The sequence below is a fragment of the Streptomyces sp. WG5 genome (assembly GCF_049974565.1).
Taxonomy (GTDB): domain Bacteria; phylum Actinomycetota; class Actinomycetes; order Streptomycetales; family Streptomycetaceae; genus Streptomyces.
In genome coordinates, this window is the sequence record NZ_JBNGGC010000086.1 from 1 (window position 1) to 3,870 (window position 3,870).

1 protein-coding gene is annotated in these 3,870 nt (G+C 71.3%); it reads left to right on the plus strand.

From position 1 onward, the window contains the following. On the plus strand, positions 1–3,870 hold a 3,870-nt coding region (locus ACP4IX_RS35880), incomplete at both ends, for a beta-ketoacyl synthase N-terminal-like domain-containing protein (RefSeq protein ID WP_426558789.1).

Consider the following 3,870-nt stretch of genomic DNA (forward strand, 5'->3'; position numbering starts at 1 on the left):
CTTGGACGCGCTGGCGGAGCAGCGCCGGGCGGACGGTCTGGCGGCGACGTCGATCGCGTGGGGTCCGTGGGCCGAGGACGGCATGGCGGCCGACGAGGCGACGTCGGCCCGCATGAGCCGGGACGGTGTGCCGCCCATGCGCGTGGACCTGGCGGTCAACTCGATGCGGCAGGCGGTCGGTTCCGGTGAAGCCGCGCTCACGGTGGCCGACGTGGAGTGGGACCGCTTCCTCGCCGGATTCACCACCGTTCGCCGCAGCTCGCTGTTTGCCCAGCTCCCCGAGGCACGCGCGACGCACGCAGAGGTGGCGGAGTCGGCCGCCGACGCCGGGGGCCCGACGTCCTTTGCGCGGCGGGTGTCCACCGTCGCTCCGGCTGAGCAGGAGCGGATGCTGCTGGATCTGGTGCGTGCCCAGGTGTCGGCGGTGCTCGGTCATGCCGGGGTTGACGCGGTGGGTGCCGGGCGGGCGTTCAAGGAGCTGGGCTTCGACTCGCTGACGGCGGTCGAGCTGCGGAACCGGCTGGGTGCGGCGACGGAGCTGCGATTGCCGGCGACGCTGGTCTACGACTACCCCACGTCGGCGGAGCTCGCGGAGTACCTGCGGGGTCAGCTGCTGGGGACGATCCGGGTCGCGGATGCCGACCTGCCCGTCGCGGTTGCCACCGATGACGACCCGATCGCGATTGTCGCGATGAGCTGCCGCTTCCCCGGCGGTGTCACCTCTCCCGAAGAACTCTGGCAGATGCTGGTGACGGGGACGGACGCCGTGGGGGAGTTCCCCGTCGACCGCGGCTGGGACCTGGAACAGCTCTACAGCCCGGATCCGGATCGTCAGGGCACGTTCTACGCCCGCGGTGGCGGGTTCCTCTACGACGCGGCCGAGTTCGACGCGGACTTCTTCGGGATCTCGCCGCGTGAGGCGCTGGCGATGGATCCGCAGCAGCGGCTGCTGCTGGAGACCTCGTGGGAGGCGTTCGAGCGGGCCGGGATCGATCCGTCCTCGTTGCGCGGCAGCCAGACGGGTGTGTTCGTCGGCACCAACGGCCAGGACTACTACCTGACCCTCGCCGCCGCCGAGCCCCAAGGCGTCGAAGGCCATCTCGGGACGGGCAATGCCGGAAGCGTGATGTCGGGCCGGGTCTCCTACGCGCTGGGGCTGGAGGGTCCCGCGGTGACCGTCGACACGGCGTGCTCCGCCTCGCTGGTGGCGCTGCACTGGGCGGTGCAGGCACTGCGGCAGGGCGAGTGCTCGCTTGCTCTTGCGGGTGGCGTGACGGTGATGTCGACCCCCGAGACCTTTGTCGACTTCAGTCGTCAGCGGGGGCTGGCGGAGGACGGACGGATCAAGGCGTTCGCGGCTGCCGCCGACGGTACGGGGTGGGGCGAGGGCGTGGGCATGCTGCTGGTGGAGCGGCTGTCGGACGCCCAGCGCAACGGTCACCCGGTGCTGGCTCTCGTTCGGGGTTCGGCGGTCAACCAGGACGGTGCCAGCAACGGCCTGACGGCGCCGAGCGGCCCCTCGCAGCAGCGGGTGATCCGGCAGGCGCTGGCGAGTGCCGGGCTGTCGACGGCAGACGTGGACGCGGTGGAGGCGCACGGCACCGGCACCCGTCTGGGTGATCCGATCGAGGCGCAGGCCCTGCTGGCCACGTACGGGCAGGACAGGCCGGAGGACCGGCCGCTGCTGCTGGGCTCGATCAAGTCGAACATCGGGCACACGCAGGCCGCCGCGGGTGTCGCGGGCGTCATCAAGATGGTCATGGCGATGCGGCACGGGGTGCTGCCGCGGACGCTGCACGTGGACGAGCCGACCCCGCACGTGGACTGGTCGGCCGGCGAGGTGGCCCTGCTCACCGAGCGACAGGAGTGGCCCGACACCGGACGCCCGCGTCGGGCCGGCATCTCGTCCTTCGGCATCAGCGGCACCAACGCCCACACCATCGTGGAGCAGGCCCCGGACGACACGACGGTCACGGCCGCGTCGAACCGGCCCGCCGTCGTGCCGTGGGTACTGTCGGGCAAGTCCGAGGCTGCCCTGCGTGACCAGGCGGCACGTCTTCACGCCCGACTCGACGCCCACACCGACCTCCGCCCGGTGGACATCGGCCGTGCGCTGGCGACCGGTCGGGCCGCGCTCGATCACCGCGCCGTCATCGTCGCGGGCGACGGCGGTGTGTTCCTCCAGCGGCTCGCGTCGGTGTCGGGCGGAGAATCCGTCGACGTGGTGACCGGGTCTCCGGTCGTCGGCAAGCTCGCGTTCCTGTTCACGGGGCAGGGCAGCCAGCGCCGCGGGATGGGCAGCGAGCTGTACGAGGCCTATCCCGTGTTCGCGGACGCCTTGGACGCGGTCTGCGCCCGGATGGACGCCCACCTCGATGTGCCGTTGAGGGATGTGCTGTTCGGGGAGGACACCGGGGTTCTGGACCGGACGGAGTTCGCGCAGCCGGCGTTGTTCGCGGTGGAGGTGGCGCTGTTCCGGCTGCTGGAGTCGTGGGGTGTGAGGCCGGACTTCGTGTCGGGGCATTCGGTGGGTGAGATCGCTGCTGCGCATGTGGCGGGGGTGCTGTCGCTGGATGATGCGTGTGTGCTGGTGGCGGCGCGTGGGCGGTTGATGCAGGCGCTGCCGGCGGGTGGCGTGATGGTCGCGCTGGAGGCGTCGGAGGACGAGGTCCTGCCGTTGCTGACGGAGCGGGTGAGTGTTGCGGCGGTGAACGGGCCGCGGTCGGTGGTGATCGCGGGTGACGAGGACGCCGCGACGGCGGTCGTGGAGTTCTTCGAGGGGCGGAAGTCGAAGCGTCTGGCGGTCAGTCATGCGTTTCATTCGCCGCACATGGACGGGATGCTGGACGCGTTCTGCGAGGTGGTCTCGGGGCTCTCCTTCGAGGCCCCGAGCATTCCGGTCGTCTCCAACCTGACGGGCGCCGTGGTCACCGACGAGATGGCGTCGGCGGACTTCTGGGTGCGGCACGTGCGGGAGGCCGTGCGCTTCTCGGACGGTGTCCGCGCCCTGGAGGAGGCCGGGGTCGGCACGTATGTGGAGCTGGGTCCGGACGGTGTGCTGTCGGCGATGGCTCAGGAGTGCGTGACGGGCGAGGGCGCCGCCTTCGTCCCCGTCCTGCGCAAGGGCCGTCCGGAAACCGACACCACCGTCACGGCTCTGGCGCAGGCATTCGTTCAGGGCGTGGAGGTCGACTGGCGGAAGTTCTTCGCCGGGGCCGGCGAGCGGTACATCGACTTGCCGACTTATGCGTTCCAGCGACGAAGGTACTGGCCGGAGGCTGACGACGCGCCTGAGCCCGGCGCCACCGCCGACGCCTCGGACACTCGCTTCTGGGACGTGGTGGAGCGGGAGGATCTGGGCTCGCTGCTGGCGGAGCTGGATGTCTCCGGTGATGCGTCGCTGGGTGAGGTGCTTCCGGTGTTGTCGGCGTGGCGTCGGCAGGGTCGGGAGCGGTCGGAGGTGGACGGCTGGCGGTACCGGGTGGTGTGGAAGCCGCTGGCCGAGGCTTCTGGCGCGCGCCTGTCGGGATCGTGGCTGGTGGTCGTGCCGGTCGAGGGCGTGGACGATGCGGCGGTGGTGGGTGCGCTGGCGGGGCGTGGTGCGGAGGTGCGGCGGGTCGAGGTCGAGTCGGGCGTGGATCGTGCGGCGCTGGCGGGGCTGGTTGCCGGTGAGTATGCGGGTGTCGTGTCGTTGCTGGACCTGGTCGGCACCGTGGGCCTGATCCAGGCTCTGGGTGATGCCGGGGTGGGTGCTCGGCTGTGGTGTCTGACGCGGGGTGCGGTGTCGGTGGGTCGGTCGGATCGGCTGGTGTCGCCGGTGCAGGCGCAGGTGTGGGGTCTGGGCCGGGTGGCTGCTCTGGAGGTTCCGGA